Below are 25,954 nucleotides of genomic sequence, written 5' to 3' on the forward strand. Positions count from 1 at the left end.
GGCCGCTCACAGCGCGTGTGCACCGTGAGCGGCCCTGTCCGCTTCGCTTCGGCCGTGGCACCGGGCCCGCCGCTTCCGCCGGTCAGTCCGCGGGTCGCTCCTCTTCCGCCGGGGCGGAGGGAGATGACGGTGCGTCCTCCTCCGCGGGGGCGGAAACGGACGACGGTGCGTCCTGCTCGGCCGCGGCCGTCTTCCGGGACGTGGCCGTCTTCCGGGCGGTGGCGGCCCTCTTCGCCGTCGCCTTCCTGGCCGTCTTCTTCGCCGCGGACTTCTTCGCGACGGGCGCTCCGGACGGATCCTCCACCGTGCCGTCCGCGTCGTCGTCCCCGGCTCCCGGGGACCCGGACGGCCCATCAGGAGATTCCGCGGCTGCCTCGTGCGACGTCGAGGGCGGCGGCCCTGCCGGTGCGGAGACGCTGCGCGTCACCCTCCGCCGACTGCGCACCGGAGGCGCGGCCTCCGGAGCAGGTGCCTCCGGCACCGCCTCGACCGGCGGCTGCTGCTGCGCGGCCGGGAGTTCCGACGAGGGCAGCACGATCGCACCCGCCTCCTCGGACGCCGAAGGCGATCCCACCGGAGCGGACACGCTGCGGCTGACGCGGCGCCGCGCACGCACCGGAGGAGCCGCCTCCGGCGCGGGCGCCTCCGGCACCACCTCGGCCTGCGGCTGCTGCGGCGCCGGCTGCTCGTCCGCCTTCGGCGCCACCACGGTGACCACCGCCTCCTCGGAGGCGGGCGGCGCCCCGGCAGGAGCCGAGACCTTACGGGCGACCCGCCTGCGGCCCCGCGCGGGGCGTTCGGCTTCCGGCCGAACGGCCGGCTCCGGGTGACCGGCGTCCTGCTGAACGCCGCCCGCGTCGCTCACGTCACCGGCGGCGACCCTGCCACCAGCTTCGGAGCCTTCCCGCGAGCGGCCTCGTCCGTTTCCCGGGCCGGTGGCCCCCTTGGAGGTGCTCTCGTCGGTGCCGGCGGGGCTTTCCGCTCTCGGCTGCGCGGATTTCTCGCGCTCCGTACTCCGCTGCCCGGCAGGCTCGGACTCGGGCTGGGTCTGCTCCCGGGTCTGCGTCCGGCTCGGGGTCCGGGTCTCCGGTGCCGACGCGGATGCCGCGGCGACCGGAACCGGCTCCTTCTCCGCCGGCTCCTCCCCGCCCTGCGCCGGTGCGGGCTGCGGGGCGCCCTGCGGTGCCGTCGCCTTGCGGCTGCCCCGGCGGCGGCTGCGGCGTCCGGACGCCGCAGCGGCCTCCGCCTCCGCGACCGAGCCGTACAGCTCCTCGTCCGGCGCGAACTCCTCCTGCCGGGACGCCTTCCCGCCCTCGGCCGCCGCCTTCCCGGCCTTCCGGCCCCTGGCACCCTTGGAGTCCTCCGCCTCCGCGGCGGCCTCCGGCTCGGGCAGGGAGGCGGGCTCCGCCTCGGACGGGGCCTTGGTCTGGAGCTGCGCCTGCTTCTCGCCGCCGCCCCTGCCGCCCCGCTTCTTGCTCTTCTTGCTGCCGCCGACGGCCGCGGGCTGCTCCATGTGCACGTGCACACCGCGCCCGTTGCAGTGCACGCAGGGCTCCGAGAAGGACTCCAGGAGGCCCTGCCCGACGCGCTTCCGCGTCATCTGCACGAGGCCCAGCGATGTCACCTCGGCGACCTGGTGCTTCGTACGGTCCCGGCCCAGGCACTCCAGCAGACGCCGCAGCACCAGGTCCCGGTTGGACTCCAGCACCATGTCGATGAAGTCGATCACGATGATGCCGCCGAGGTCGCGCAGCCGCAGCTGGCGGACGATCTCCTCGGCCGCCTCCAGGTTGTTCCTGGTGACCGTCTCCTCCAGATTGCCGCCCTGTCCGGTGAACTTGCCGGTGTTGACGTCGACGACGATCATCGCCTCCGTCCGGTCGATCACCAGCGAACCGCCGCTGGGCAGCCACACCTTGCGGTCCAGCGCCTTCATCAGCTGCTCGTCGATGCGGTACGTGGCGAAGACGTCCACGTCCGACGTCCACTTCTCCAGCCGCTCGGCAAGGTCCGGCGCCACATGGGAGACGTAGCCGTGGATGGTCTCCCACGCCTCGTCACCGCTGACGATGACCTTCGAGAAGTCCTCGTTGAAGATGTCGCGCACGACGCGCACCGTCATGTCCGGCTCGCCGTACAGCAGCGTCGGGGCGTTGCCCTTCTGCGCCTTGCGCTGGATGTCCTCCCACTGCGCCTGCAGTCGTTCGACGTCGCGGCGCAGTTCGTCCTCGCTGGCGCCCTCGGCGGCCGTACGGACGATGACGCCCGCGTCCTCGGGGACGATCTTCTTGAGGATCTGCTTCAGACGCGAGCGCTCGGTGTCGGGCAGCTTGCGGCTGATGCCGGTCATCGACCCCTCTGGGACGTAGACGAGGTAGCGGCCGGGCAGCGAGACCTGGCTGGTGAGACGGGCGCCCTTGTGCCCCATCGGGTCCTTGGTGACCTGCACCAGCACCGACTGGCCGGACTTCAGCGCAGTCTCGATGCGGCGCGGGCCGTTGCCCATGCCCAGCGCCTCGAAGTTGACCTCGCCCGCGTACAGCACGGCGTTGCGGCCCTTGCCGATGTCGACGAAGGCGGCCTCCATCGACGGCAGCACGTTCTGCACCTTGCCGAGGTAGACGTTGCCGACGTACGAGGTGGCCTGCTCCTTGTTGACGAAGTGCTCCACCAGCACGTCGTCCTCGAGCACACCGATCTGCGTACGCTCACCGCTCTGCCGGACGATCATCTCCCGCTTCACGGCCTCACGGCGCGCCAGGAACTCCGCCTCGGTGATGATCGGCACCCTGCGGCGGCCCTGCTCGCGTCCCTCGCGGCGGCGCTGCTTCTTCGCCTCGAGACGCGTCGATCCCTTGATCGCCTGCACCTCGTCGACGGGCTCGTCCTTCTTGCGCCGGGGCTCGCGGATCTTGACGACGGTACGCTCCGGGTCGTCGCCCTCAGCCTCGCGGGCCGCTCCGGAATCGCCGGAGTCGCCTCCGCGACGGCGGCGACGGCGACGACGGCGGGAGCTGCTGGAGGAGCCGGAGGCACCTTCGGAACCTCCGCCGTCCTGCGTCTCGTCGGACTTCGCGTCCGCGCCGGAGTCCTCGGCCTCTTCATCGCTCTCGGCGGCGTCGTCACGCTGCCGGCGCCGCTCCTGGCCTTCACCGCCGCCCGCACCGGACTCGGCGGCACCCTCGTCCGACGCCTCGGAGCTCTCACCGCGACGGCGACGACGCCCGCCACGGCGACGACGGCGTGCGGGACGCTCCTCCTGGCCCTCGTCGGACTCCGCGTCCGCGCCGGAGTCCTCGGCCTCTTCGTCGCTCTCGTCGCTCCCGGCATCGTCGGCGCTCTCGTCCGCACCCTGGCCGTCGCCGGAAGAGTCCTGGCGGCGGCGCCGACGGCGGGGACGCTCGGAGGCCGCTGGGGCCTCCTCTTCGTCCTCCTCCGGCTCGTCCGCCGCTTCCGCGGACGCGGCGGCGGCAGCCGCGGCCGCGCTCTGCGGGGTCTGGAACTCCGGCTCCGTGAACACGGGCGGCTGGAAGAGCGCCATCGGCGCCGGTGCCTGCCTGCGCTGCGCGGCCGACTCTCCGCCGTCCGTCTTTGTACCGGCGCTCTCAGCAGTGCCGCCGTCCGTGGACTCCGTCGCTTCCGCGGCCTTGCGGGCGGAGCCGCGGCGGCGCGTGCGCGCGCCCGAACCGGCGGGCTCGTCCGCCGCGGCCGCTGCCGCCTTCGGCGCATCTGCCTGCGCCGTGACTTCGGTGCCGCTCTTTACGGACTCCTGGGCCGGTTCCTTGCCCGGTTCCTTGCCCGGTTCCTTGGCCGAGGTCTTCGCCTTGCGCGCCGGGGAACGCCGCGACGCACGCGCGGGCGCCCCGGCCGCGGCCTCCTCACCATCGGCCTGCTCGGCCTGCTTCTCCTGGCCTTCAGCCTCGGCCTGCTTGGCCTGGGCCTCGGCCTGCTCGCCCTGCTCGTCCTGCTGCGTGGCGTCCTGCCGGGCCTGCTGCCCGGCGTCCTCAGCGGCGGCAGTCGTCTTGCGCGTCGTCCTGCGCCGGGTACGCGCGGGCGGGGCGGGCTCGTCGCCCGCACCGGCCGGTACGCCCTCGCCGTCACCGGCCCCGCCTGACGTGTCCGACGCGGTCGGCGCGCCCTCGGGGGCAGCGGCCCTGCGGCGCGCCCGCCGCGGCGGCGCCGGATCGGCCACAGCCTCGGAACCGGAACCGGCAGCCCCGGGCACGGACGCGTCGGCCCCGGCGGGCGCGGAGTGCTCCGGCCCTGCGGGCGCGACCTGTTCGGCGGCCGCGGACCCGCTCACGCTGGGGGCACCCTCGGGCGCGCTCGCCCTGCGGGTGGCCCGTCGCCGCGACGGCGGGGACACCGGAGCGGGTTCCGGCGTCGGCTCGGCGGCGGCCGGAGCCCCGGCCGCGCCGGACGGGACGGTCACGTCACTCGTCGCGATCACCTCGGGAGCCGCCGACGGCTCCGCCGGCGGACCGGCGGGCCGGCTGGCGGCACGGCGGCGACGCGGCGGAAGGGTGTCACTCGGAGAGGCGGGGTCTTCCCCGGCCTTCTCCTTCCCCTGCTCCGGTGCCGTCACCTCGGCAGGGGTGTGCGCGGACTGGTGCGGCTGCGGCGCCGGCTGCACGGCAGGTCCCGCGCTCCGGGCGCCGGCACCCTCCGCATTCGCTGCGCGCTGTGCGCTCTCCGCGTTGGCACGGTTCTCGCCGCTCTCCGCGGCTGCGCTTTCATTCTCGTTGTTCGGTTCGAGCATGCGGGCGTTTCTCCCGTCACGCTCCCGGGCGCCGCGCCTCATCGTTTCGGCCACGGCCACGCTCGGGGCGGGCCGTGCTCCAGGGCGCGGGCGCCACACGGGAGCTTGTGTCTCACTCGCCGGTTCCGGTCTGTCTTCCGTACAGACGGCCCGGCTACGGCGAAAGTCTTCTGGTCAGTGCGCCTGCCTGCCATGACACGGACCCGGGTGGCTCCCTGGTGCCTGCATCGGCGGTGGCGCTTTCAACGCTGATCCTCCAGGCCCTGGGCCTACGCGCTGCCGCCCGGCGCCGTCGCGACGAGGGGTGCGTCGCGGTCGGGCGCCAACGGGTCGGTCACCGTGCCGGTCTCCTCATCGAGCGGCCCCTGCGCCAGCCTGGTCACCGCTGCGGGGACCGGCGGCGCCAGGTCGGCCGTAGCTCGGAGGCCGGACAGGACGTCGTCGGGTCGCACGGCAGGTGTCAAATGCCGTACCACCAGGCGCAGTATCGCACAGGCACCCTCCCCGCGACCATCGGGCCCTGCACCGGACGCCTCTTCCGCTGAGGTCAGCGACGTCACGGCGGCTCGTGCGTCGAACGTGCGCAGACCCTTCTTCGTCTGCCGCTCGACCTCGACCGCCTCCGCCGCGAGGAACGCCTCGACGGCCCGTTCCGCCTCGGCCGGGACGACCCCGTCCAGGCGGAGTTCCCACTCGGAGGCCTCCAGCCGGTCGGTGAAGTCGGACGTCCGGGCCTCGACGGCCTCGACGATGTCGAGCCCGGGCGGCATGGACTCGTCGAGCCGTGCTCTCAGCTCCTCCGGATCACGCCGCTCGACGAGGGCGATCTCCAGGAACTCGGCCTCGCTGCCCGTGCCGGTGGGTGCGGCATTGGCGTAGGAGACCTTCGGGTGCGGGGTGAAGCCGGCCGAGTAGGCCATGGGCACCCCGGCCCTGCGCAGCGCCCTTTCGAAAGCGCGCTGGAAATCTCGATGACTGGTGAACCGGAGGCGGCCGCGCTTGGTGTATCGCAGTCGCACACGCTGTACGGCGGGTGCGGGCGGCGGGCCTTCGGGCTGTCGCTTGCCCAGTGGTTCTCTCCTCGGTGCCTGGCGCGGGGCGGCGACGCGTGGGGGACGGCCGCTCTCCGCTCGCGTAAAGATTCGAGTTTCTGTTGTGTCTTCGGACGCTTCCGCCGGCCGGCAGGCCGGTGCCCGCCGGTACCGCGGTGCTTCAAAGGGTGCGGAAGTCCGCATCGTCGCGCTTCGCGCCGAATGCGTCCGGCTGCGTCGCGCTGTTGTGCGGTGATCCTGCGTCCCAGGGTACGCGCCCGCGCTCGGGCAGCGCCCTCCTGTGCGGCGCGGGACCGGAAGCGGGCTCCGGCACCGGCTCGCTCCCCGGCTTCCCCACGGGCGGCCCGCCGAACAGCGCCCGCCGCAGCTCCGCACGGGTCTGCCGTACGGAGGCGCGTGCCGAGGCGAGGGCCGCGCGCACTCCGCGCCCGGCTTCCCGCACCGCCTGGACGGCCGGGCGCCACACCGCGTCGCGCAGCCCGCGGCCCACCGGCCGCACGACGTGCCGCCACAGCCACACGACCGGGTCGACGAAGAGGAAGCGCAGCACTCGGCCGACGGCCCGGAAGACCGTCCTCGAGACGTATCCGGCCACGCGCCACGCGTGCGCCACGGCGTCCGCAATCTCCCGCGCGACGACGGCGACAGCCCGTCCCGTGGGCCTGAGCAGCCTGCGGAGGACGAAGCCGCACGGCACCACCACCAGGTACCGCCACAGCCACGCCAGCCCCGCTCCGGCGCCGCGCACCCCGGCGAGCACCCCCCGCCAGACCGGGCTCAGCACGTACCGGTGCAGCAGCCCGCGCGGCGCCACCACCAGATACCGCCACAGCCACGCCAGCCCCGCTCCGGCCGCGGCCATCACGGCAAGCACGGCCAGCCCCACCGGCTTCAGCACCCAGCGGTGGAGGAAGCCCAGCGGCACCCCGATCACGGTGCGCCCCAGCCAGACCAGTCCGACGCCGACGGCCCGCCCCAGCCACGCCAGCCCGGCACCGACGGCTGCGGCCAGAGCCAGGGCGCCCCGCCCCAGCGGCGCCAGCACGTGGCGGTAGAGGAGGGAGAGGGGCGCGACGACCAGATGCCGTCCGAGCCACGTCAGCCCGGCCCACAGGCCGCGTCCGGCCCGGGCGGTGCCCGCTCCGGCGGTCCGCGCGAGCCACAGCAGTCCACGTCCCGCCGGTGCCAGCACGTACGTCCACAGCGCGAGCCACGGCCACACCAGCAGCGCGTGGAGGACGGGAGCGAGGACGCGCCGCCAGACCCACTGCGACGCCCGCGCGAACGGCACCCACAGCACGCGCCTGAGCGCCCGCCCGCAGGCCGTGAGCGCGTCCCACAGCAGCCGCACGGGGACGATCAGCACCAGCGTCACAATCCGCACCGGCATCCGGACCGCCCTGACGAGCCACCCCTCGAAGGGCGCCTCCGCGAACGGGGCCGGGGACGGGCCGGGTTCCTCCGGTGTGGGGCCGCGCTTCACGAGGGACACGCGCCGCGCGGGCACCGAAGCCGCAGGCCCCCCGGCGGCCGCCGGTCCTGCGTCATGTCCGGGCTGACAGTCACTCACACCACTGGGGACGCCGAAGTGCCCCCAGCGGTTCGCCTCACGGACCGGTACGGACAAGCCGCGCGCAGCGCGCCACTCGGCGACGGCCGGGGCAGCGCACCGTTTCCCCGGCTCGCCGGGCCCGGTGGCCGCGCCATGCACCAGCGGCATCCACCGCAATCCAACAAATCAGTTAGATCAATCCATCTTGTTTGATGTATTGTGCGAGCGTGACCTCAACCGCCCCCGGGGACGAACCGTCAGCCGGCCCACCGGGAGTCCTGTCCCTCACCGGGCACCCTGTGCGGTGGCAACTGCTCAGCGAACTGGCGCGCAGCGACCGCCAGGTCCGGGAACTCACCGCGCTGGCAGGCGTGCGGCAGAGTCTGGCCTCCTACCATCTCGGCCAGTTGCGCCAGGCAGGGCTGGTGACCATGCGGCGCAGCTCTGCCGACAGGCGCGACACCTACTACAGCCTCGACCTGGCCGTCTGCCGTGAACGGCTGGCCGAGGCCGGTACCGCGCTGCACCCCGGCCTACGGCTGGTCCCGGCAGAGCCGGCGGCGTCCGTGAGCGGTTCCGGCCGGCGGAAGGCCCGGCGACCGCCCGTCCGGGTGCTGTTCCTGTGCACCGGCAACAGCGCCCGGTCCCAGATGGCTCAGGCGATCCTGGAGCAGCAGGCGGGCTCCCGCGTCGAAGCCGCCAGCGCCGGAAGCCACCCCAAGCCCCTGCACCCGGAGGCCGTGCGCGTGATGCGGGAACGCGGCACCGACATCGGCGGCCGCCGCTCCAAGCACCTCGACGAGTTCTCCGAGCAGCGGTTTGACCATGTGATCAGCCTTTGCGACCGCGTTCGTGAAAGGTGTCCGGACTTCCCCGGCCCTCCCACCGTGGCGCACTGGAGCATCCCCGACCCGGCGGCCGCGGTGACGGCCGAGGAGCCCAGCCATCAGGCGTTCGTCCGGACCGCGGACGAACTGCACACCCGTATCCAGTTCCTGCTCCATGCGATCGAACGCGCGCCGACGCGTTCGGAAAGGGTCTAGCTATGTCCGACAGCCTCGTGGACCTGGTCAGCGTCCGGTACATGGTCGACGACGTCGACACCGCGGTCGACTTCTACACCACACACCTGGGGTTCACCCTCAGGATGAGCGCGGCCCCGGCCTTCGCCGACGTCGTACGCGGCAACCTGCGGCTCCTGCTGAGCGGCCCGGCCAGCTCGGCGGGCCGTCCGATGCCGGACGGCACCCGTCCCGCTCCCGGGGGCTGGAACCGCATTCACCTCATCGTGAGCGACATCGACGCCGAGGTGGGCCGGCTGCGCACGGCAGGGCTCACATTCCGGAACGACGTCGTCACCGGGCCGGGAGGACGGCAGATCCTGCTGCAGGACCCGTCCGGCAACGTGGTCGAGCTCTTCCAGCCCGCCGGCACCTGACCCGGCACAACGGGTCCCGTCCGCCGACGGCCGGGAGAGCTCCGGACTCCTGTGCCGCGCCCGCTACTTGACGACGGTCAGCGGCAGCAGCTTCTTCCCGGTGGGGCCGATCTGGATCTCGGTGTCCAGCTGAGGGCACACTCCGCAGTCGAAGCAGGGCGTCCAGCGGCAGTCCTCGACCTCGGTCTCGTCCAGGGCGTCCTGCCAGTCCTCCCAGAGCCAGTCCTTGTCGAGGCCGGAATCCAAGTGGTCCCAGGGCAGGACCTCTTCGTAGGTGCGCTCACGCGTCGTGTACCAGTCGACGTCGACGCCGAAGTCCGGCAGCGTGCGGGCGGCGGCGTCCATCCACAGCTGGTAGCTGAAGTACTCACGCCAGCCGTCGAACCGGCCGCCGCGGTCGTAGACCTCGCGGATCACTGCACCCACGCGCCGGTCCCCCCGCGAGAGCAGTCCCTCGACGATGCCGGGCTTGCCGTCGTGGTAGCGGAAACCGATGGAGCGGCCGTACTTCTTGTCGGCGCGGATCTTCTCGCGCAGCTTGCCGAGCCGCAGGTCCGTATCCTCCGCCGACAGCTGCGGCGCCCACTGGAAGGGCGTGTGCGGTTTGGGCACGAACCCGCCGATGGAGACGGTGCAGCGGATGTCGTTGGACTTGGCGACCTCGCGGCCCTTGGCGATGACGTTGACGGCCATGTCGCCGATCTGCAGCACGTCCTCGTCGGTCTCGGTGGGCAGCCCGCACATGAAGTACAGCTTCACCTGCCGCCAGCCGTTGCCGTAGGCGGTGGCGACGGTGCGGATCAGATCCTCCTCCGAGACCATCTTGTTGATGACCTTTCGGATGCGTTCGCTGCCGCCCTCCGGCGCGAAGGTCAGGCCGGAGCGGCGCCCGTTTCGGGTCAGTTCGTTCGCGAGGTCGATGTTGAAGGCGTCGACGCGGGTGGAGGGAAGGGACAGGCCGATCTTGTCGTCCTCGTAGCGGTCGGCCAGGCCCTTGGCCACGTCGCCGATCTCGCTGTGGTCCGCGGACGAGAGGGAGAGCAGCCCGACCTCTTCGAAGCCGGTGTTCTTCAGCCCCTTGTCCACCATGTCGCCGATCCCCGTGATGGAGCGCTCCCGCACCGGACGGGTGATCATGCCCGCCTGGCAGAAGCGGCAGCCTCGCGTGCAGCCGCGGAAGATCTCCACGGACATCCGCTCGTGCACGGTCTCCGCCAGCGGCACCAGCGGCTGCTTCGGGTACGGCCACTCGTCGAGGTCCATCACGGTGCGCTTCGAGACCCGCCACGGAACGCCCGAACGGTTCGGCACGGCGCGGGAGATGCGGCCGTCCGCCAGGTACTCCACGTCGTAGAACTTCGGGACGTAGACCTCCCCTGTCTTCGCGAGACGCAGCAGGAGTTCGTCCCGGCCGCCTGGCCGCCCCTCGGACTTCCAGGCGCGGATGATGTCGCTGACCTCCAGCACGGCCTGCTCGCCGTCGCCGACGACGGCGCAGTCGAGGAAGTCGGCGACGGGCTCGGGGTTGAAGGCCGCGTGCCCTCCCGCCATGACGATCGGGTGGTCGTCGCCGCGGTCCTTCGCCTCCAGCGGTACGCCGGACAGGTCGAGGGCCGTGAGGAGGTTGGTGTAGCCGAGTTCGGTGGCGAAGGAGACACCGAGCACGTCGAACGCCCCGACGGGACGGTGCGCGTCGACGGTGAACTGCGGGACGTCGTGCTCCCGCATCAGCTTCTCCAGGTCCGGCCAGACGCTGTAGGTGCGCTCCGCCAGTACGCCCTCACGCTCGTTGAGCACCTCGTAGAGGATCATGACGCCCTGGTTGGGCAGCCCCACCTCATAGGCGTCGGGGTACATCAGCGCCCAGCGGACGTCGCAGGAGTCCCAGTCCTTGACGGTGGAGTTCAGCTCACCGCCCACGTACTGGATCGGCTTCTGGACATGGGGAAGGAGGGCCTCCAGGCGCGGGAAGACCGACTCGACTGACATTGGGGTTCCTCGGCTCGGGGCGCGTTCGCAGTGCAGGTGACCATTCAGCGTAACGCGGACGCGGGTGCAGGCTCGCGCCCGTCTCAGGCCTCCCCCTTCAGACGGGCCGTCTGCTCCTCCTGGACATGACGGGCCGCCTCCAGGAAGTCGCTGATCAGGGCGAGTTGGGCCGCATCGTAGTTGCGCAGCGCGGCCCTCCCGGCCTCGCCGACGGGCCCGTAGACCTCGCGCTCGGCGGTACGGGCCGCCTCGGTGGCGGTGACGAGGACCCGGCGGCGGTTGGCGACGTCCCGGCCGCGGGTCACGTAGCCCGCACGCTCCAGACGGTCGATCACGGAGGTCGTCGCGGCCGGGCTGAGCCTTGCGGCTGCGGTCAGCTCTCCGGCCGGCATCGGTCCGCCGGCGAGGATCAGGTCGAGGCAGCGCAGATCGGTGCGGTTCAGCCCCAGATGGACCGCGGCGGCTTCGTCGAAGACATGGAAGCTCTGCTGGAGCCGCCTCATCCGCCGGGCCACCTCGGCGGCCGCTTCGTCCGACGTATATTTCTGCATTCGAAGCTTTCTGTTATCGTACATTTCGGTAAGCGAAATAATACCGAGGAGACACCATGCCCACCAGTGACGATGAGATCACTCAGCTCTTCCGGCGGTTCATGCAGGCGTGGACCGACAACGACGCCGTCGCGTTCGGCGCCTGCTTCACCCCCGACGCCGACTACGTCTCCTACGACGGCACGCGTGCAACCGGCCGGCAGGCCCTCCAGGACAACCACGACCGGCTCTTCCGCGGAGTCCTGGCCGGCTCCGCGCTCGTCGGTGACCTGGAGTCGGTGCGTCACATCTCGGAGGACGTCGCCGTCCTGCACGGCACGGCATCCGTACTGATGCCCTGGCGGTCGCGACTGCCGGGGCGGCGCCTGTCGCGGCAGACACTCACCCTCGTGCGGACCGGGCAGGGCTGGCGGATCACGGCCCTCCACAACGGCCGCGTGCGTCCCGTGACGATCCCTGACCCCGGCGCCTTCCCGTCCAGGATGTCGCACGCGATGAGCCGGGCCGGACGGCGCCTCGGCATGGGCCGGGGACGCCGCGCACAGGACGGAAGCGGCGCCCCGGAAACGACCCCGGCAACGGCAACTGCCGCTACGCCGAGACGGGACGCTGCACTCTGATGGACTGCAGCAGCCCCAGCGCGATCCACACCGCGAACATCGACGTACCGCCATAGGAGACGAACGGAAGCGGAAGCCCCGCGACCGGCATGATCCCCAGCGTCATACCGATGTTCTCGAACGACTGGAAGGCGAACCAGGCGATCACTCCGGCGGCGACGATCGTGCTGTAGAGCTCCGAGGCCTCGCGGGCGATGCGGCACGCACGCCAGATCACGACACCGAGCAGCAGAATGATCAACGCTCCGCCGAGGAAGCCCAGTTCCTCACCCGCGACGGTGAAGACGAAGTCCGTCTGCTGCTCGGGCACGAACTGGCCCGTGGTCTGCGACCCCTCGAACAGCCCCTTGCCGACGAGCCCGCCCGAACCGATGGCGATGCGCGCCTGGTTGGTGTTGTAGCCGACGCCGGACGGATCCAGCGCGGGGTTGGCGAAGGCGGCGAAGCGGTCGATCTGGTACTCGTCCAGCAACCCCAGCGCCCAGACCAGCAACGCCCCGGCGGCGCCCGTGACGCACAGCCCGACGATCCACCGGTTCGAGGCGCCGGAGGCGAGCAGCACACCCAGAACGATTATGACCATGACCATCACTGAACCGAGGTCCGGCATCAGCATGATGACCACGATCGGCGCGGCCGCGAGGCCCAGCGCCTGGAGCACGATGCGGTGGTCGGGATGCTCCCGGTCCCCCGCGTCCACACGCGCGGCCAGCAGCATGGCCATGCCGAGAATCACGGTGATCTTGATGAACTCGGCGGGCTGCAGCGAGAAGCCGCCGCCGAGATGGAGCCAGGCGCGCTGCCCGTTGATGGTCGCGCCGAGCGGGGTGAGGACGAGGAGCGCGAGCAGCAAGGACGCGCCGTACAGGAACGGCACGGCCCCCCGCACCCTGCGATGGCCCAGCCACACCATGCCCGCCATCAGCAGCAGCCCCACGAGGAGAGCGAGCACGTGACGGGTGAGGAAGTAGTACGGGTCGCCCTGGTTGAGGTCGGTGCGGTTGCGCGTGGCCGACCAGACCAGGAGCGAGCCGACGACGGAGAGGCTGACGCCTGCCAGCACCATGACCCAGTCCAGCCGCCAGACCGCCGAGTCGCGTGCCGTGAGCCTGCCCCACGCCGACTTCTTCTGCGGTCCGTAGCCGCTGAGGGAGTAGGAGTGCGTGCTCATCCGGCCTCTTCCCCGGCGGGTGCGCCCTTCACCGCGCGTTCGGCACGTTCCTTGAAGTCCTTGTCCTCCCGGGCCTGGATGTTGCCGTGGCTGTCGACCTTCGGGAGCTCCTCCTCGGGGTGCGGCAGCAGTGCGGCGTTCTCGTCGATGTTGCCGCCGGAGTCGACTCCGTAGATGGCGTTGTAGATGTTGCGCACCGCCGGACCGGAGGCACCGGATCCGGTACCGCCCTGGGCGATCGTCATGACGATCGTGTAGTCCTTGGTGTACGTGGCGAACCAGGACGTGGTCTGCTTGCCCGCGACCTCGGCCGTACCGGTCTTCGCGTGCATCTTGATCTTGTCCTGGGGCCAGCCGGCGTCCCCGAAGCGCCAGGCCGCGGTGCCTCGTTCGGCGACACCGGCGAGGGCCTTGTCCATCTTCTTCAGCAGGCTCTTCTTCACGGGCAGCTCGCCGTGGGACTCGGGCTCGATCTCCTTTATGGTCTTGCCCTTCGGCCCGATGGTCGCCTTGCCCAGAGTGGGGTTGTACAGGGTGCCGCCGTTGGCGATCGCCGAGTAGATGGTGGCCATCTGGATGGGCGTGACGAGGGTGTCGCCCTGTCCGATGGAGTAGTTGACGCTGTCACCGGCCCGCATCTTCATGCCGGAGACGCAGTTCTCCTTGGCGATCTTGTCCGCGTAGGACTTGGGGTCCTTCGCCTGCTTGCACCAGGCGTCCTTGTTGGCCTCCCAGTAGTCCTTCTTCCACTTGCGGTCCGGGACGCGGCCTTCGACCTCGTTGGGCAGGTCGATGCCGGTCTTCTTGCCGAGGCCGAAGTCGTGTGCGGCCTTGTAGAAGTGGTCCTTGGCGTTCTTCTTCGGGTTGTTGCCGCCGTCCTTGAGCCACTGCTTGTAGGCGAGGTCGTAGAAGACGGTGTCGCAGGAGACCTCCAGCGCGCGGCCGAGGTCGATCGTCCCGTAGCTCTTCGACTCGTAGTTCTTGAAGGTCTGGCCACCGACGTTGTACGAGGAGGAACAGTTGTAGTCGCCGTCGAACTTGTTGCCGGCCTTCACCGCGGCGGCGGTGGAGATCACCTTGAAGACGGAGCCGGGCGCCGAGAGGCCCTGAATGGAGCGGTTGAGCAGCGGGTAGTTGGACTTCTTCCCGGTGAGCTGCTTGTACTTCTTGCCGGAGATGCCGCCGACCCACTCGTTGGGGTCGTACTCGGGGTTGGAGGCCATCGCAACGACCCGACCGGTCTTGTTCTCCATCACGACGGCCGCTCCCGCGTCCGCCTTGTAGTTCCTGTTGGTGTTCTTGTCGTGCTGCTTTCGCGCGTTCTTCATCGCCGTCAGCAACTCGTTCTCGGTGACTGCCTGCACGCGTGAATCGATGCTCGTGACGAGGCTGGAGCCCGGCTCGGCCTTGTCGCTCTTGGCCCGTCCCATCACACGCCCCAGGTTGTCCACCTCGTAGCGCGTCACGCCCGAACTGCCGCGCAGTATGGCGTCGTACGTGCGCTCCAGCCCCGAGCGTCCGATCTCGTCGGAGGAGAGGAAGGGCGAGTCGGTGTTCTTGGTCTTCCTGATCTCCTCGTCGGTGACCGGCGAGAGATAGCCCAGCACCTGCGACGTGCGGGAGCCGTAGGGGGACGGGTAGCGGCGCAGCGCGGTGGGTTCGGCCGTGATGCCGGGGAAGTCCTCGGCCCTTTCACGGATCTGCAGGGCCTGTTGGGTCGTGGCGTCGTCGGTGACCGGGATCGGCTGGTAGGGCGAGCCGTTCCAGCACGGCTGCGGGGTCTTCGCGTCGCAGAGCCTGACCTTGTCCCGCACGGTCTTCGGCTTCATGTCGAGGACGTTGGCGAGCCTGGCCAGCACGGCCTTGCCGCTGTCGTCCATCTTCATCAGTTCGGTGCGGGAGGCGGAGACCACCAGACGCGTCTCGTTGTCCGCGATCGGCACGCCACGCGCGTCGAGGATGGAGCCGCGGCTCGCGGGCTGCACGACCTGCTGCACGTGGTTGCCCGCGGCTTCCTTCTGGTACTGGTCGCCGTTGCGGACCTGGAGATACCAGAGGCGGCCCCCCAGAGTGAGCAGCAGCGACATCACCAGGATCTGGATGGCGACAAGCCGGATGGTCACCCGGGGACTGCGCCCGGTCTCAGGGATGTTGCTCACAGCCGCTTGACCCCCTTGATCTTCCCGGACCTGCCTTTGCGGGACGACCGGTCCAGCAGACTGCCCCGCTGGATGCCCATCCGGACGGCCTTGCCGTTGCGGGCGTTGCGCACCGGGCCGCCGTTGCGGCCCTTGCCGAAGAGGCTGCCGCCGACTTGGAGTCCCGTACCCGAAGTGAGCCAGCCGTAGGCGCCTTTGTCACTTCTGCCCATACTTCCGACCCCCGACGCGTCGGAGGTGATCACTCCGCGCTCGGTCCGGCGGGCCGCCCACATGACGAGCGGCACGACGAAGGGCGCGAGCAGCAGGTCGTAGAGGGTCGCGGTGAACAGCAGCAGCAACAGCCCCACTTGGCCCGCCGCGGTGTCCCCGACGAGGGTGCCGACGCCCGCGTACAGCAGCGTCGATCCGACAGCGGCACTGGCGACGACGAGCATCGGCACCGTCGCCGAACGGTGCTGCGTGCCCTCGGGCTTGGTCAGGCCCGCCACGTAACCGATGATGCACAGCACGAGCGCGTACCGGCCCACGGCGTGCTCCGCGGGCGGCGCGAGGTCCGCGAGGAGCCCGCCGAGGAAGCCCGTCACAGCCCCGGCGGTGTGCCCGTAGACCATGGCGAGACCGAGGATGACGAGCAGCAGCAGATCGGGCACGGCACCGGGCAGTTGAAGCCGCGCCAGCACGCTCACCTGCGCGATCAGGGCGCCGACGACGAGGACGGCCGAGAGCAGGATCCGGTTGAGGTACATCGGTCAGCTCCTGGATTCCGAAGCGTCGGGCTTCGGCGTCTTGGTGACGGTCACCGTGGGCGCGGGCTTGGGCTTCGGCGGCTTCTTCACCCGGAGCACGTCGTCGCGCGGGTCCGTACGCGGCGGCTTGACGACGACGCCCACGATGTCGAGCTTGCTGAAGCTGACGAACGGACGGACGTTGACGCTGCGTGTGAGATCCCCCGCCGTCCTGTCGACCTTGGAGACCGTCCCCACGGGCACGCCCGGCACGAACGGCTTGTTGTTCCGGGAACCGAAAGTCACTATCCGGTCGCCCTTCTTCACTTGCGCCTTGCCGTTGAGGAGCTGGACCGTCATCGCGTCACCGCCGTGGCCCGTGGCGAAGCCCAGTTCGCTGCTCTTCTCCATGCGGGTGCCGACGGAGAAGTCCGGGTCGTTGGCGAGCAGCACGGTCGAGGTGGAGGAACTGACGGTCGTGACACGGCCCACGAGGCCGTCGCCGTTGATGACCGTCATGTCGCGCGCGATCCCGTCCCGGGTGCCGGCGTCGATGGTGACCGTCCAGGAGAACCCCTGTGCGGATCCGATTCCGATGACCTGCGCGCCCTTGAGCCCGTAACCGCCGGCGCCTGCGGTCTTCAGCAGCCTGTCCAGCTCCCGGGAGCGTGCACGGTGCCGGTCGCTGGATCCGAGCCTCTGCTTCAGCTTCGCGTTCTCGGCCTCCAGACGGCTTATGCGGTCGTGCCGCACACCGGAGTCGCGGACGGCGGCGATGGAGTTCCCCACGGGGTCGACGGCGGCCGACACCCCGTTCTCCACAGGCCCGAAGACGGAAGCGGCCACATGCCGCGCGCTGTCCATCGGAGACTGCTCGCCCTTCCTGATGTCCACCGTGATCAGTGCGAACGCGATGGCGATCAGAAGGACGAGCAGCAGCCGGCTCTCTCGGGTGTCCCTCACGTGCGGCGGCCGTGCCTTTCATCAGTCGGTCGGACCGTGTCCGTTCCGGAGCAGTATTGCGGTGTTCCGGAACTGTCAACGATCCACAGGCGGACTGGTGGTCGTACATGCGGCAGACCGCACGGCGGATCGCTCGTTTCAGATCATCGCCTGGGCTGGGAGTCGAGGACCTGCTGAAGCGCCTCGAACTCCTCCACGCACTTCCCGGAGCCCAGCGCCACGGAATCCAGCGGGTCCTCGGCGATGTGGATCGGCATCCCGGTCTCGCTGCGCAGCCGCTCGTCCAGACCGCGCAGGAGCGCGCCGCCCCCGGTGAGGACGATCCCGCGGTCCATGACGTCGCCGGACAGCTCGGGCGGGCACTTGTCGAGCGTGGTCTTCACCGCGTCGACGATCGCGTTGACCGGCTCCTCCATGGCCCGGCGGACCTCCGCGGCCGAGATGACGACCGTCTTGGGGAGGCCGCTGACCAGGTCACGGCCGCGGATCTCGGTGTGCTCGTCCTTGTCGAGGGAGTGCGCGGAACCGATGGTGATCTTGATGCTCTCGGCGGTGCGCTCGCCGAGAAGCAGGCTGTACTCCTTCTTGATGTGCTGGATGATCGCGTTGTCCAGCTCGTCGCCGGCGACGCGGATCGACTGTGCCGTGACGATGCCGCCGAGCGAGATCACCGCGACCTCGGTGGTGCCGCCGCCGATGTCGACGACCATGTTGCCGGTGGCCTCGTGCACGGGAAGTCCGGAGCCGATCGCGGCGGCCATCGGCTCCTCGATGATGTGCACCTGGCGGGCGCCGGCCTGCGTGGACGCCTCGATGACGGCGCGACGCTCGACTCCGGTGATGCCGGACGGAACACAGATGACCACACGCGGACGAGCAAGATAACGACGCTTGTGGATCTTGAGGATGAAGTAGCGGAGCATCCGCTCTGTGATCTCGAAGTCGGCGATGACGCCGTCCTTCAGCGGACGCACGGCCACGATGTTGCCCGGGGTGCGGCCGATCATCTTCTTCGCCTCGGCGCCTACCGCGAGGATTCCGCCGGTGTTGGTGTTGATGGCGACGACCGACGGCTCGTTGAGGACGATCCCGCGACCCCTGACGTACACCAGCGTGTTGGCGGTCCCGAGGTCGACAGCCATATCACGGCCGATGAACGACATGTTGTTCGCCATAGGATGCGTCTGGCCTTCCAACTGGAGCGATTTGTGTGGGAGGACGGCAGGAGAGGGTGATCCGCGCTGACACTGTGGAGACGCGAGGTTCCATCGTAGACGCGGACTCGAACACGTAGCGAGGGTGTCCCGCCATTGTCGGCGCAACAGCCGTCGTCCCTGCAATCAGTGACGTCGTGTCGGGGTGATGAGTTCCCCCGAAACCGGGCGCATATGCCGAGGGGCGACCGGAAAATGTCGGTCGCCCCAGGTCATCAAGGCTCTGACGACTGATGACGCGTCAACTGGACCCTAGCTGAAGTCCGGGAAAAAAATCTTCATCTCGCGCTCGGCGGACTCCGCGGAGTCCGATGCGTGAATTAGGTTCTCCCGCACAATCGTGCCGAAGTCCCCCCGAATGGAGCCGGGCGGAGCGGCAATCGGGTCCGTCGGACCGGCGAGCGCCCGCACTCCCTCGATGACGCGCTCACCTTCGGCGACCATCACGACCGACGGCCCCGAAGCCATGAATTCCACCAGCGGCTCGTAGAAGGGCTTTCCGACGTGCTCCGCGTAGTGCTGCTCCAGCGTGGAGCGGTCGAGCGTGCGCAACTCCAGTGCTGTGACGGCCCAGTTTGCCTTGCTCTCGATCCGGCCGATGATCTCACCGATCAGACCGCGGCGTACGGCATCGGGCTTGAGCAGTACCAGGGTGCGCTCGCTCATGGGGGCTCCTCGGAATCGTGCGCCCTGCCGTCGGGGACGTCGGGCGTCGGGGAGGTCGGGGTCGGGGATGTGGCTGCTTACGGATGCCCAGAGGCTACACGGGCGGCGACGGTCACCGTCACGCAGTGTCAGGCCGGGTCTCCAGGCGGGCACGCTGCGCCTTCGCCTCGTCCACCTTCCGGCCGAAGTGGACGGACGCCCACCACAGTCCCGCGAAGCAGGCGCCCAGGAAGAACATCGCGGGAACCACGAACCCCGAAGCGATCAAGCCCAGTTGGAGCGCCCAGCCCAGCGGGATGCCGCCCGGGCGGGTCAGCACGCCGCACAGCAGCAGGCACAGGGCCATCGCCACGCCGCACACCGTCCAGACGGTGCCCGTCGGCAGGTCGCTCGTGCGCATGGCGACGAGACCGGCGAAGCCGATGACGAAGAACTCACCGAGCAGCGTGCTCGCGCAGAGAGTGCGCACTACCGCTCCTTCCCCAGCAGCAGCCGGGCCTCGCCGGCCGTGATGACGGAACCCGTGACCAGGACGCCCGCGCCCGCGTACTCGCCCTCCTCCTCGGCGAGCGTGATCGCCTCCTCCAGCGCGCTGTCCAGCCGGGGTTCGACCTGCACACGCTCCTCGCCGAAGACCTCGACGGCGACCGCGGCCAGGTCGTCGACGTCCATCGCCCGGGACGTGGAGTTACGGGTGAGCACCACTTCCGCGAAGACCGGTTCGAATGCCTCGAGCAGACCCCGTACGTCCTTGTCGCTGCTGGGGCCGACAACGCCCACGAGACGGCTGAAACTGAACGCCTCGGTGATCGCCTCCGCGGTGGCGCGGGCCCCCGCCGGGTTGTGCGCGGCGTCGAGCAGCACCGCCGGGCTGGTGCGCATCAGCTCCAGACGGCCGGGCGAGGAGACCGATGCGAAGGCCTGCCGGACGATGTCGGCGTCGAGTGTGCGGTCCCGGCCCACCTGCCGCGCACCGACGCCGAAGAAGGCCTCGACGGCGGCGAGCGCGACCGCGGCGTTGTGCGCCATGTGCGCGCCGTGCATGGGCAGGAAGATCTCCGGATACTCACCGCCCAGTCCGCGCAGCGTGAGCAGCTGCCCGCCGACGGCGACCTCGCGCGAGACGACCCCGAACTCCAGTCCCTCCCGCGCGACCGTCGCCTCCTCCTCGGCGGCGCGCTTCAGCACGACGGAGGCCGCTTCGACGGGCTGCTGGGCGAGAACGACGGTGGCGTCCTTCTTGATGATCCCGGACTTCTCGCCGGCGATCTTCTCAGGGGTGTCACCGAGACGTGCCACGTGGTCGAGCGAGATGGGCGTGACGACGGAGACGCCCGCATCGATCACGTTCGTGGCGTCCCAGCTGCCGCCCATGCCGACCTCGACGACGGCGACGTCGACGGGTGCGTCGGCGAACGCCGCGTAGGCCATGCCCGTCAGCATCTCGAAGAAGGAGAGACGGTACGGCTGCTGCGCGTCGACCATCTCCGCGAACGGCTTGACGTCCTCGTAGGTCTCGATGAAGCGCTCCGCACTGACGGGAGCCCCGTCGACGCTGATCCGCTCGGTGATCGACTGCACGTGCGGCGAGGTGTACCGGCCGGTGCGCAGCTCGAAGGTGCTCAGCAGCGCCTCGACCATGCGTGCCGTACTCGTCTTGCCGTTCGTGCCTGTGATGTGGATGGACGGGTAGGCCCGCTGCGGCTCCCCCATCACGTCCATCAGTGCCCGGATGCGGTCCAGCGAGGGGTCGAGCCGGGTCTCGGGCCAGCGGCCCATCAGCTCCGCCTCCACCGCCCGCAGCGCGCGGTCCGTCTCCGGGTCCTCGGGCCGTCCCGGAACCACGTCGCTCTGCGGAGTGCCGGCCTGGGCGCGGAGGGTGCGGCTGCCGGCCTCGATGACCGCGAGATCCGGGTCGCGGTCGGTCTCCGCTCCGACGATCTCCTCGAACTCGGAGGGCGGGGTGCTGCCGTTCTCCTCGTCCGGGTCTTCGCCGGGACCTTGCTCGGGGGGCTGGGGCTGGTCACTCACGGCGCCCAGTCTACGTAGGGCCGCGGGCCCGCCTTCCCGGCGGTCCTCCTGCGGCGGCCCTACCGGAAGCCCCCTGCGGCGGCCGTACCGGAAGCGCGCTCCCCCGCGGAACCGGCACACGGGGCGGTCCGGCAGCGGGGACGCTGCCGGACCGTGACCGCGGTGACGGCCCTCTGCGGGCCGTCCCGGAACCACGTCGGTGCGCGGAGCGCCGGCCACAGCCCGCGCACCCGCGGTCTCAGGGCCTTGCCGGCCGGGCCGTCCGCCGTGGGGCGTTACGCGCCGGGCAGCCGCTCGAGCTGCTGCCGGAGGCGTGCGATGTCGGCCTCGGCGGTGGCGCGGCGTTCCCGGATCTTCGCGACGACGTGCTCGGGCGCCTTCGCGAGGAAGCCCTCGTTCTCCAGCTTCGCCGTCGTCTGCCGCAGCTCCTTCCCGGCGGCGTCCAGGTCCTTCGTCAGCCGCTTGCGCTCCGCGTCGACGTCGATGACGCCGGAGAGGTCCAGCTCCACCGTGCCGCCCGCGACCGGCAGCGACGCCGTGGCCTGGAAACTCTCGCCCTCGGGCTGGAGCCGCAGCAGCTGCCGCATGGCGTCCTCGTGCGACGCCAGCGGGGAACCCGCCACCGTGAGCCGGGCCGGAACCCGCTGGCCCGGCTGGAGGCCCTGGTCGGCGCGGAAGCGCCGGACCTCGGTCACGGCGTCCTGGAGCGTGGCGATCTCCCGCTCGGCCTCCGCGTCGCGGAACCCGGAGTCGGCGGGCCATTCCGTGGTGACGAGGGATTCGCCGCCCGTGAGCGTCGTCCACAGCGCCTCGGTGACGAACGGGACGACCGGGTGCAGCAGCCGCAGCATCACGTCGAGCACCTCGCCGAGGACGCGGCGCGAGACCTCCGCCGGCCGTCCGCCCGCCGCGAAGGTGGTCTTGGACAGCTCGACGTACCAGTCGAAGACCTCGTCCCACGCGAAGTGGCGCAGCGTGTCCGAGAGTTTGGCGAACTGGTAGTCCTCGTAGTAGCCGTCGGCCTCGGTGACGACGGAGTTGAGGCGGGAGAGGATCCACCGGTCCGTGGCGCCCAGTTCGGACGGCTCCGGCAGCGGGCCCTGGACCGTCGCACCGTTCATCAGCGCGAAGCGCGTGGCGTTCCAGATCTTGTTGGCGAAGTTGCGGGACGCCTTGACCCAGTCCTCGCCGATCGGCACGTCCGCGCCCGGGTTGGCGCCGCTGGTGAGCGTGAAGCGCACGGCGTCGGCACCGTAGGCGTTCATCCAGTCCAGCGGGTCGACCGAGTTGGGGTTGGACTTGGACATCTTCTTGCCGTGGTCGTCGCGGACCAGGCCGGTCAGCGCGATCGTGTGGAACGGGGCGACGCCGTCCATCGCGTAGAGCCCGAACATCATCATCCGGGCGACCCAGAAGAAGATGATGTCGTGCCCGGTCAGCAGCACGTCGGTCGGGTAGAACTTCGCCAGGTCCTGGGTCTGTTCGGGCCACCCGAGGGTGGAGAACGGCCAGAGACCGGAGGAGAACCAGGTGTCCAGGACGTCCGGGTCCTGCGTCCAGCCCTCGCCCGAGGGTGGCTGCTCGTCCGGTCCGACGCAGCGGACCTCGCCGTCCGGGCCGTACCAGACGGGGATGCGGTGGCCCCACCACAGCTGGCGCGAGATGCACCAGTCGAGCATGTTGTCGACCCAGTCGAAGTAGCGCGCCGACATCTCCGCGGGGTGGATCTTCACGCGCCCGTCGCGCACCGCGTCGCCCGCGGCCTGCGCGAGCGGGCCGACGCCGACCCACCACTGCATCGACAGCCGCGGCTCGATCGTGGTCTTGCAGCGCGAGCAGTGCCCGACGCTGTGGGTGTACGGGCGCTTCTCCGCCGTGATGCGGCCCTGTTCGCGCAGTGCGGCGACGATCGACGACCGCGCCTCGAAGCGGTCGAGCCCCTGGAAGGGGCCGTGCGCGGTGATCACGCCCCGCTCGTCCATGACGGTCAGCGCCGGCAGGTCGTGCCGCTGCCCGATCGCGAAGTCGTTCGGGTCGTGGGCGGGAGTGACCTTGACGGCGCCGGAGCCGAACTCCGGGTCCACATGCTCGTCGGCGACGACGGGGATGGTGCGGTCGGTGAGCGGGAGCTTGATGTGCCGGCCCAGCAGATGTGCGTAGCGCTGGTCGTCGGGGTGGACGGCCACGGCGGTGTCGCCGAGCATCGTCTCGGCGCGCGTGGTGGCCACGACCAGGGAGTCGTCCTCGCCGTCGCCTCCGCCGTACCTGATGGAGACCAACTCGCCGTCGTCCTCCTGGTATTCCACCTCGATGTCGGAGATGGCGGTGAGGCAGCGCGGGCACCAGTTGATGATCCGCTCGGCACGGTAGACCAGCCCGTCGTCGTACATCTGCTTGAAGACGGTCTGGACGGCGCGGGAGAGGCCCTCGTCCATGGTGAAGCGCTCGCGCGTCCAGTCGACGCCGTCGCCGAGGCGGCGCATCTGGCCGAGGATCTTGCCGCCGTACTCCTCCTTCCACTGCCAGACCCGCTCGACGAACGCCTCGCGACCCAAGTCCTGCCGGGACTTGCCCTCTTCGGCGAGCTGCTGCTCGACCTTGTTCTGCGTGGCGATGCCCGCGTGGTCCATTCCCGGCAGCCACAGCGACTCGTAGCCCTGCATCCGCTTGCGGCGGGTGAGGGCGTCCATCAGCGTGTGCTGGAAGGCGTGGCCCAGATGGAGCGATCCCGTGACGTTCGGAGGCGGGATGACGATGGTGTACGGCTGCTTGTCGCTCTTGGAGTCCGCCTCGAAGTAACCGCGAGCCACCCAGCGCTCGTACAGCTCCTCCTCCACCTCGGACGGCGCGTACTGCGTCGGAAGGTCTGCGGGGGCTGCTGCTTTCGGCCCTCGGGAGTCGGGGCGCTGCTGAGAGTTCTCGGTCACGACGGCAGTGTAAGGGCGTCAATGTCGCAGTCTCGAATCGGTTTGGGGACCGGTGCAGTACGCACTCCGGGCTTCCGCCAGGATGTACTCACAGCGCGTGAGCGCGAGCGCGACCGCGTCGTACGCGACGCACATCAACGGAGGGGAAGCGCCGCCATGAGTCAGAACCAGCCGGGGCCGTACGGACAGCAGCCGCCACCGCCCGGACCGTACGGACAGCCCCCGCAGGGCCCGAACCCGTACGCCCAGGGCGCTCCGGGCGGGGCCCCGGGCCAGCCCGGCTACGGCTATCCGCAGCAGCCGCCCGGCCAGCCCGGTTACGGCTATCCGCAGCAGCCGGGACCGTACGGTCAGCCCGGTCCCTACGGTCAGCCAGGTCCTCCCGTGCCCCCGCAGGGAGGCGGCGGCATGGGAGGCAGGACGGTCGCCATCATCATCGGCTCGCTGGTCATGGTGGGTGTCGTCATCGGCGGAGTCTTCCTCTTCGGCGGGCTGGGGGGCGGCGGCGGTTCCGTCGCCGACGACGGGAAGAAGTACAAGCTGACGTCGCCGCAGACGGTCGCCGGCGAGTACCGGAAGGACGACGGCTACGGCAGCACGAGCTCGATGACGCAGTCCGAGCTCTCGGAGTTCGAGAAGGCGGGCGTCGGCGCCCCCAAGAACGAGCACGGCACGTACAAGTCCGGCAGCGGCACGGCCGTGAAGCAGCTCAGGTTCCAGGGGGTCTGGGGCGAGGTCGAGGACCCGGAGGCCACGGTCGACACGGCCTTCGCGAAGATGGCCGAGGACAGCGAGAAGAACGCGGAGCGCTCCGGCAGCAAGGCCGAACTCGAGGGCAGCCCCGAGAAGGTCGAGCCGGCCGGTCTTAAGGACGACGCCGTGATGAAGTGCCAGGTCATCAAGGTCAGCCTCGGCGCATCCACGTCGGCAGGAAGCGGCCGTCCGTCCGAGATCAAGTCGCCGCTGTGCATGTGGGGCGACCACAGCACGGTGGCGATGGTCTCCGCTCAGGACTCCGCCGCCGTCCTGACCGGCAGGAGCATGACGATCGATGAAGTCGCCGAGCTGTCGACGAAGCTGCGCGACGAGGCAAGGGTCGAGATCAAGTAGCCCGCGGGGCTGCGGTACCGGGACCTCCGGCCGGTGTGCCGGGGGTCCTTCGCCTGACGGAGGAGACGCAAGCGATGAGTGACGGTCAGCCGGCCGTGCACGGACAGGCGGAGGCGCCCGGCGCACCGGTGCCCCCGGAGGGCGGCGGCACCCGCCAGGACGGCACGGGCACGACGGCCGGTGGCAGGGGCGGCTTCAGCGGCCCGGCCAAGGCGGTGGCCGCCGGCGCGGCGGTCGTCGTGTGCCTCGTCCTGGGCGGGTACTTCTACCTGGGCGCGGACGACGCTCCCGAGTACAGGCTGACGACGCCGAAGACGGTCGCAGGCGAGTACCAGCGGGACGGCAAGGGCGAGAAGGGCGACGGCGAGGCCTTCGACAACAAGAAGGTGCCCGGGATGACGTCCAACGCCGACGTCAGCGCCGAGTACAAGGCCGGAACCACCAGGAAGCTGCAACTCGGCGGCGCCTACGGCTCCGTGGCGAACCCGGAGAAGGCCGTCGACTGGGTCTTCGAGCAGACGGGCAAGTCGCTGAAGACGGAGACCGGCGCGAAGGCGGAGGGCGCCCTCGGGAAGTTCTCCCCGTCCGGCTTCGACGGCGACGTGCTCAAGTGCCAGGAGTACAAAATATCCAGGATGAGCCTGGTCATGTGCGGCTGGGCCGACTCCAGCACCGTGGGCACGGTCTCCTCCATGATCCTCACCAGCGACGGCACGTCGACGGAGCCCGTGGACCTGAAGGAGACCGCCGAACTGACGGCGAAAGTGCGCAAGGACGCGCTCGTCGAGGCCGGCTGACGGCTCGGCTGGAGCTTGAACGGCCGAGCACGAGGGCCGGGCCGGCGGTCCCGCGGGGGCCAGGGCACACCGCAGGAGAACGGCACAGGAGTCACAGCACGACGAGAGGGGTGCCCGGCACACGAGGCCGGGCGCCCCTCTCGTCGTGCATGCCTCGTCGTGCCTATGTCTTCGTACTCGGCGGACAAGTGCACAACTGCCGTTGCTTTCAGCGAAGAAGAGCGAAG

Annotated in this window: 19 protein-coding genes; 5 read left to right on the forward strand and 14 right to left on the reverse strand. The window is 70.5% G+C overall.

Features of this window, described 5'->3' with window-relative positions:
* Window positions 1–82: 82 nt before the first annotated feature.
* The 3 genes from H180DRAFT_RS06195 to H180DRAFT_RS06205 form a co-directional block, all read right to left on the reverse strand.
* Window positions 83–4,759, reverse strand: coding sequence for an Rne/Rng family ribonuclease (locus tag H180DRAFT_RS06195; protein WP_079099890.1), 4,677 nt, complete (start codon window positions 4,757–4,759; stop codon window positions 83–85).
* 269 nt (window positions 4,760–5,028) lie between these two features.
* Window positions 5,029–5,829 (reverse strand): TIGR03936 family radical SAM-associated protein, encoded by an 801-nt coding sequence (locus H180DRAFT_RS06200; protein ID WP_055485251.1) that lies wholly within the window; start codon window positions 5,827–5,829, stop codon window positions 5,029–5,031.
* A 142-nt stretch (window positions 5,830–5,971) separates the two neighbouring features.
* Entirely contained in the window at window positions 5,972–7,303 is a 1,332-nt protein-coding gene (locus H180DRAFT_RS06205) for a hypothetical protein (protein WP_175437723.1), read from the reverse strand.
* A 287-nt stretch (window positions 7,304–7,590) separates the two neighbouring features.
* Between H180DRAFT_RS06205 and H180DRAFT_RS06210 the strand changes: the two genes are divergently transcribed.
* Together H180DRAFT_RS06210 and H180DRAFT_RS06215 are read left to right on the forward strand one after the other, a co-directional pair.
* Window positions 7,591–8,406, forward strand: a complete 816-nt coding sequence (locus H180DRAFT_RS06210) for an arsenate reductase/protein-tyrosine-phosphatase family protein (protein ID WP_254665908.1) — start codon at window positions 7,591–7,593, stop codon at window positions 8,404–8,406.
* Window positions 8,407–8,408: 2 nt separating this feature from the next.
* Window positions 8,409–8,801, forward strand: a complete 393-nt coding sequence (locus tag H180DRAFT_RS06215) for a VOC family protein (RefSeq protein WP_055484991.1) — start codon at window positions 8,409–8,411, stop codon at window positions 8,799–8,801.
* 63 nt (window positions 8,802–8,864) lie between these two features.
* Here H180DRAFT_RS06215 and H180DRAFT_RS06220 read toward each other — a convergent pair whose 3' ends face one another.
* Together H180DRAFT_RS06220 and H180DRAFT_RS06225 are read right to left on the reverse strand one after the other, a co-directional pair.
* The gene (locus H180DRAFT_RS06220) at window positions 8,865–10,790 is read right to left on the reverse strand and encodes a TIGR03960 family B12-binding radical SAM protein (protein WP_055484992.1); all 1,926 of its coding nucleotides are present in this window, start codon (window positions 10,788–10,790) and stop codon (window positions 8,865–8,867) included.
* An 83-nt stretch (window positions 10,791–10,873) separates the two neighbouring features.
* Window positions 10,874–11,341: a MarR family winged helix-turn-helix transcriptional regulator gene (locus H180DRAFT_RS06225; protein ID WP_055484993.1), complete on the reverse strand. Its 468-nt coding sequence runs from the start codon at window positions 11,339–11,341 to the stop codon at window positions 10,874–10,876.
* Between the two features lie 56 nt (window positions 11,342–11,397).
* Between H180DRAFT_RS06225 and H180DRAFT_RS06230 the strand changes: the two genes are divergently transcribed.
* The gene (locus H180DRAFT_RS06230; RefSeq protein ID WP_079099891.1) at window positions 11,398–11,961 is read left to right on the forward strand and encodes an SgcJ/EcaC family oxidoreductase; all 564 of its coding nucleotides are present in this window, start codon (window positions 11,398–11,400) and stop codon (window positions 11,959–11,961) included.
* On the opposite strand, the gene rodA is transcribed toward H180DRAFT_RS06230, so the two are convergent.
* The 9 genes from rodA to H180DRAFT_RS06275 all read right to left on the reverse strand — a co-directional run bounded on the left by rodA (window position 11,933) and on the right by H180DRAFT_RS06275 (window position 23,820).
* Window positions 11,933–13,132: a rod shape-determining protein RodA gene (gene rodA, locus H180DRAFT_RS06235; protein WP_055484994.1), complete on the reverse strand. Its 1,200-nt coding sequence runs from the start codon at window positions 13,130–13,132 to the stop codon at window positions 11,933–11,935. The two genes, H180DRAFT_RS06230 and rodA, sit on opposite strands and share 29 nt — an antisense overlap.
* Window positions 13,129–15,291 carry a penicillin-binding protein 2 gene (mrdA, locus tag H180DRAFT_RS06240; protein WP_055484995.1) on the reverse strand — a complete coding sequence of 721 codons (2,163 nt, stop codon included), beginning with the start codon at window positions 15,289–15,291 and terminating at the stop codon, window positions 13,129–13,131. Before mrdA ends, rodA begins: the two co-directional genes overlap by 4 nt.
* Complete coding sequence (mreD, locus tag H180DRAFT_RS06245; RefSeq protein WP_055484996.1) at window positions 15,288–16,040, reverse strand: rod shape-determining protein MreD; 753 nt, start codon at window positions 16,038–16,040, stop codon at window positions 15,288–15,290. Before mreD ends, mrdA begins: the two co-directional genes overlap by 4 nt.
* Before the next feature lie 3 nt (window positions 16,041–16,043).
* Window positions 16,044–16,982 (reverse strand): rod shape-determining protein MreC, encoded by a 939-nt coding sequence (gene mreC, locus H180DRAFT_RS06250; RefSeq protein ID WP_055484997.1) that lies wholly within the window; start codon window positions 16,980–16,982, stop codon window positions 16,044–16,046.
* 143 nt (window positions 16,983–17,125) lie between these two features.
* Window positions 17,126–18,145, reverse strand: a complete 1,020-nt coding sequence (locus H180DRAFT_RS06255; RefSeq protein ID WP_028431807.1) for a rod shape-determining protein — start codon at window positions 18,143–18,145, stop codon at window positions 17,126–17,128.
* A 303-nt stretch (window positions 18,146–18,448) separates the two neighbouring features.
* The gene (ndk, locus tag H180DRAFT_RS06260; protein ID WP_055484998.1) at window positions 18,449–18,862 is read right to left on the reverse strand and encodes a nucleoside-diphosphate kinase; all 414 of its coding nucleotides are present in this window, start codon (window positions 18,860–18,862) and stop codon (window positions 18,449–18,451) included.
* Between the two features lie 118 nt (window positions 18,863–18,980).
* Window positions 18,981–19,331, reverse strand: a complete 351-nt coding sequence (locus tag H180DRAFT_RS06265; RefSeq protein ID WP_055484999.1) for a DUF4233 domain-containing protein — start codon at window positions 19,329–19,331, stop codon at window positions 18,981–18,983.
* Window positions 19,331–20,893 carry a bifunctional tetrahydrofolate synthase/dihydrofolate synthase gene (locus H180DRAFT_RS06270; RefSeq protein WP_055485000.1) on the reverse strand — a complete coding sequence of 521 codons (1,563 nt, stop codon included), beginning with the start codon at window positions 20,891–20,893 and terminating at the stop codon, window positions 19,331–19,333. The genes H180DRAFT_RS06265 and H180DRAFT_RS06270 overlap by 1 nt, the downstream gene beginning before the upstream one ends.
* Before the next feature lie 275 nt (window positions 20,894–21,168).
* Window positions 21,169–23,820, reverse strand: a complete 2,652-nt coding sequence (locus tag H180DRAFT_RS06275) for a valine--tRNA ligase (RefSeq protein WP_055485001.1) — start codon at window positions 23,818–23,820, stop codon at window positions 21,169–21,171.
* 156 nt (window positions 23,821–23,976) lie between these two features.
* Here H180DRAFT_RS06275 and H180DRAFT_RS06280 point away from each other — a divergent pair, with 156 nt between their 5' ends.
* Both H180DRAFT_RS06280 and H180DRAFT_RS06285 read left to right on the forward strand, forming a co-directional pair.
* Window positions 23,977–24,930 (forward strand): hypothetical protein, encoded by a 954-nt coding sequence (locus H180DRAFT_RS06280; RefSeq protein WP_055485002.1) that lies wholly within the window; start codon window positions 23,977–23,979, stop codon window positions 24,928–24,930.
* 74 nt (window positions 24,931–25,004) lie between these two features.
* Complete coding sequence (locus H180DRAFT_RS06285) at window positions 25,005–25,727, forward strand: hypothetical protein (protein WP_055485003.1); 723 nt, start codon at window positions 25,005–25,007, stop codon at window positions 25,725–25,727.
* Window positions 25,728–25,954: the final 227 nt, after the last annotated feature.

It is taken from the genome of Streptomyces sp. WMMB 322, assembly GCF_900090145.1.
GTDB lineage: Bacteria > Actinomycetota > Actinomycetes > Streptomycetales > Streptomycetaceae > Streptomyces.

What these genes read in the sequence shown, in the direction of transcription:
- H180DRAFT_RS06195 (WP_079099890.1), bottom strand. Translation starts at nt 4,759, where the DNA reads ATGCTCGAACCGAACAACGAGAATGAAAGCGCAGCCGCGGAGAGCGGC.
- H180DRAFT_RS06215 (WP_055484991.1), top strand. Translation starts at nt 8,409, where the DNA reads ATGTCCGACAGCCTCGTGGACCTGGTCAGCGTCCGGTACATGGTCGAC.
- H180DRAFT_RS06220 (WP_055484992.1), bottom strand. Translation starts at nt 10,790, where the DNA reads ATGTCAGTCGAGTCGGTCTTCCCGCGCCTGGAGGCCCTCCTTCCCCAT.
- H180DRAFT_RS06225 (WP_055484993.1), bottom strand. Translation starts at nt 11,341, where the DNA reads ATGCAGAAATATACGTCGGACGAAGCGGCCGCCGAGGTGGCCCGGCGG.
- H180DRAFT_RS06230 (WP_079099891.1), top strand. Translation starts at nt 11,398, where the DNA reads ATGCCCACCAGTGACGATGAGATCACTCAGCTCTTCCGGCGGTTCATG.
- rodA (WP_055484994.1), bottom strand. Translation starts at nt 13,132, where the DNA reads ATGAGCACGCACTCCTACTCCCTCAGCGGCTACGGACCGCAGAAGAAG.
- mreD (WP_055484996.1), bottom strand. Translation starts at nt 16,040, where the DNA reads ATGTACCTCAACCGGATCCTGCTCTCGGCCGTCCTCGTCGTCGGCGCC.
- H180DRAFT_RS06255 (WP_028431807.1), bottom strand. Translation starts at nt 18,145, where the DNA reads ATGTCGTTCATCGGCCGTGATATGGCTGTCGACCTCGGGACCGCCAAC.
- ndk (WP_055484998.1), bottom strand. Translation starts at nt 18,862, where the DNA reads ATGAGCGAGCGCACCCTGGTACTGCTCAAGCCCGATGCCGTACGCCGC.
- H180DRAFT_RS06280 (WP_055485002.1), top strand. Translation starts at nt 23,977, where the DNA reads ATGAGTCAGAACCAGCCGGGGCCGTACGGACAGCAGCCGCCACCGCCC.
- H180DRAFT_RS06285 (WP_055485003.1), top strand. Translation starts at nt 25,005, where the DNA reads ATGAGTGACGGTCAGCCGGCCGTGCACGGACAGGCGGAGGCGCCCGGC.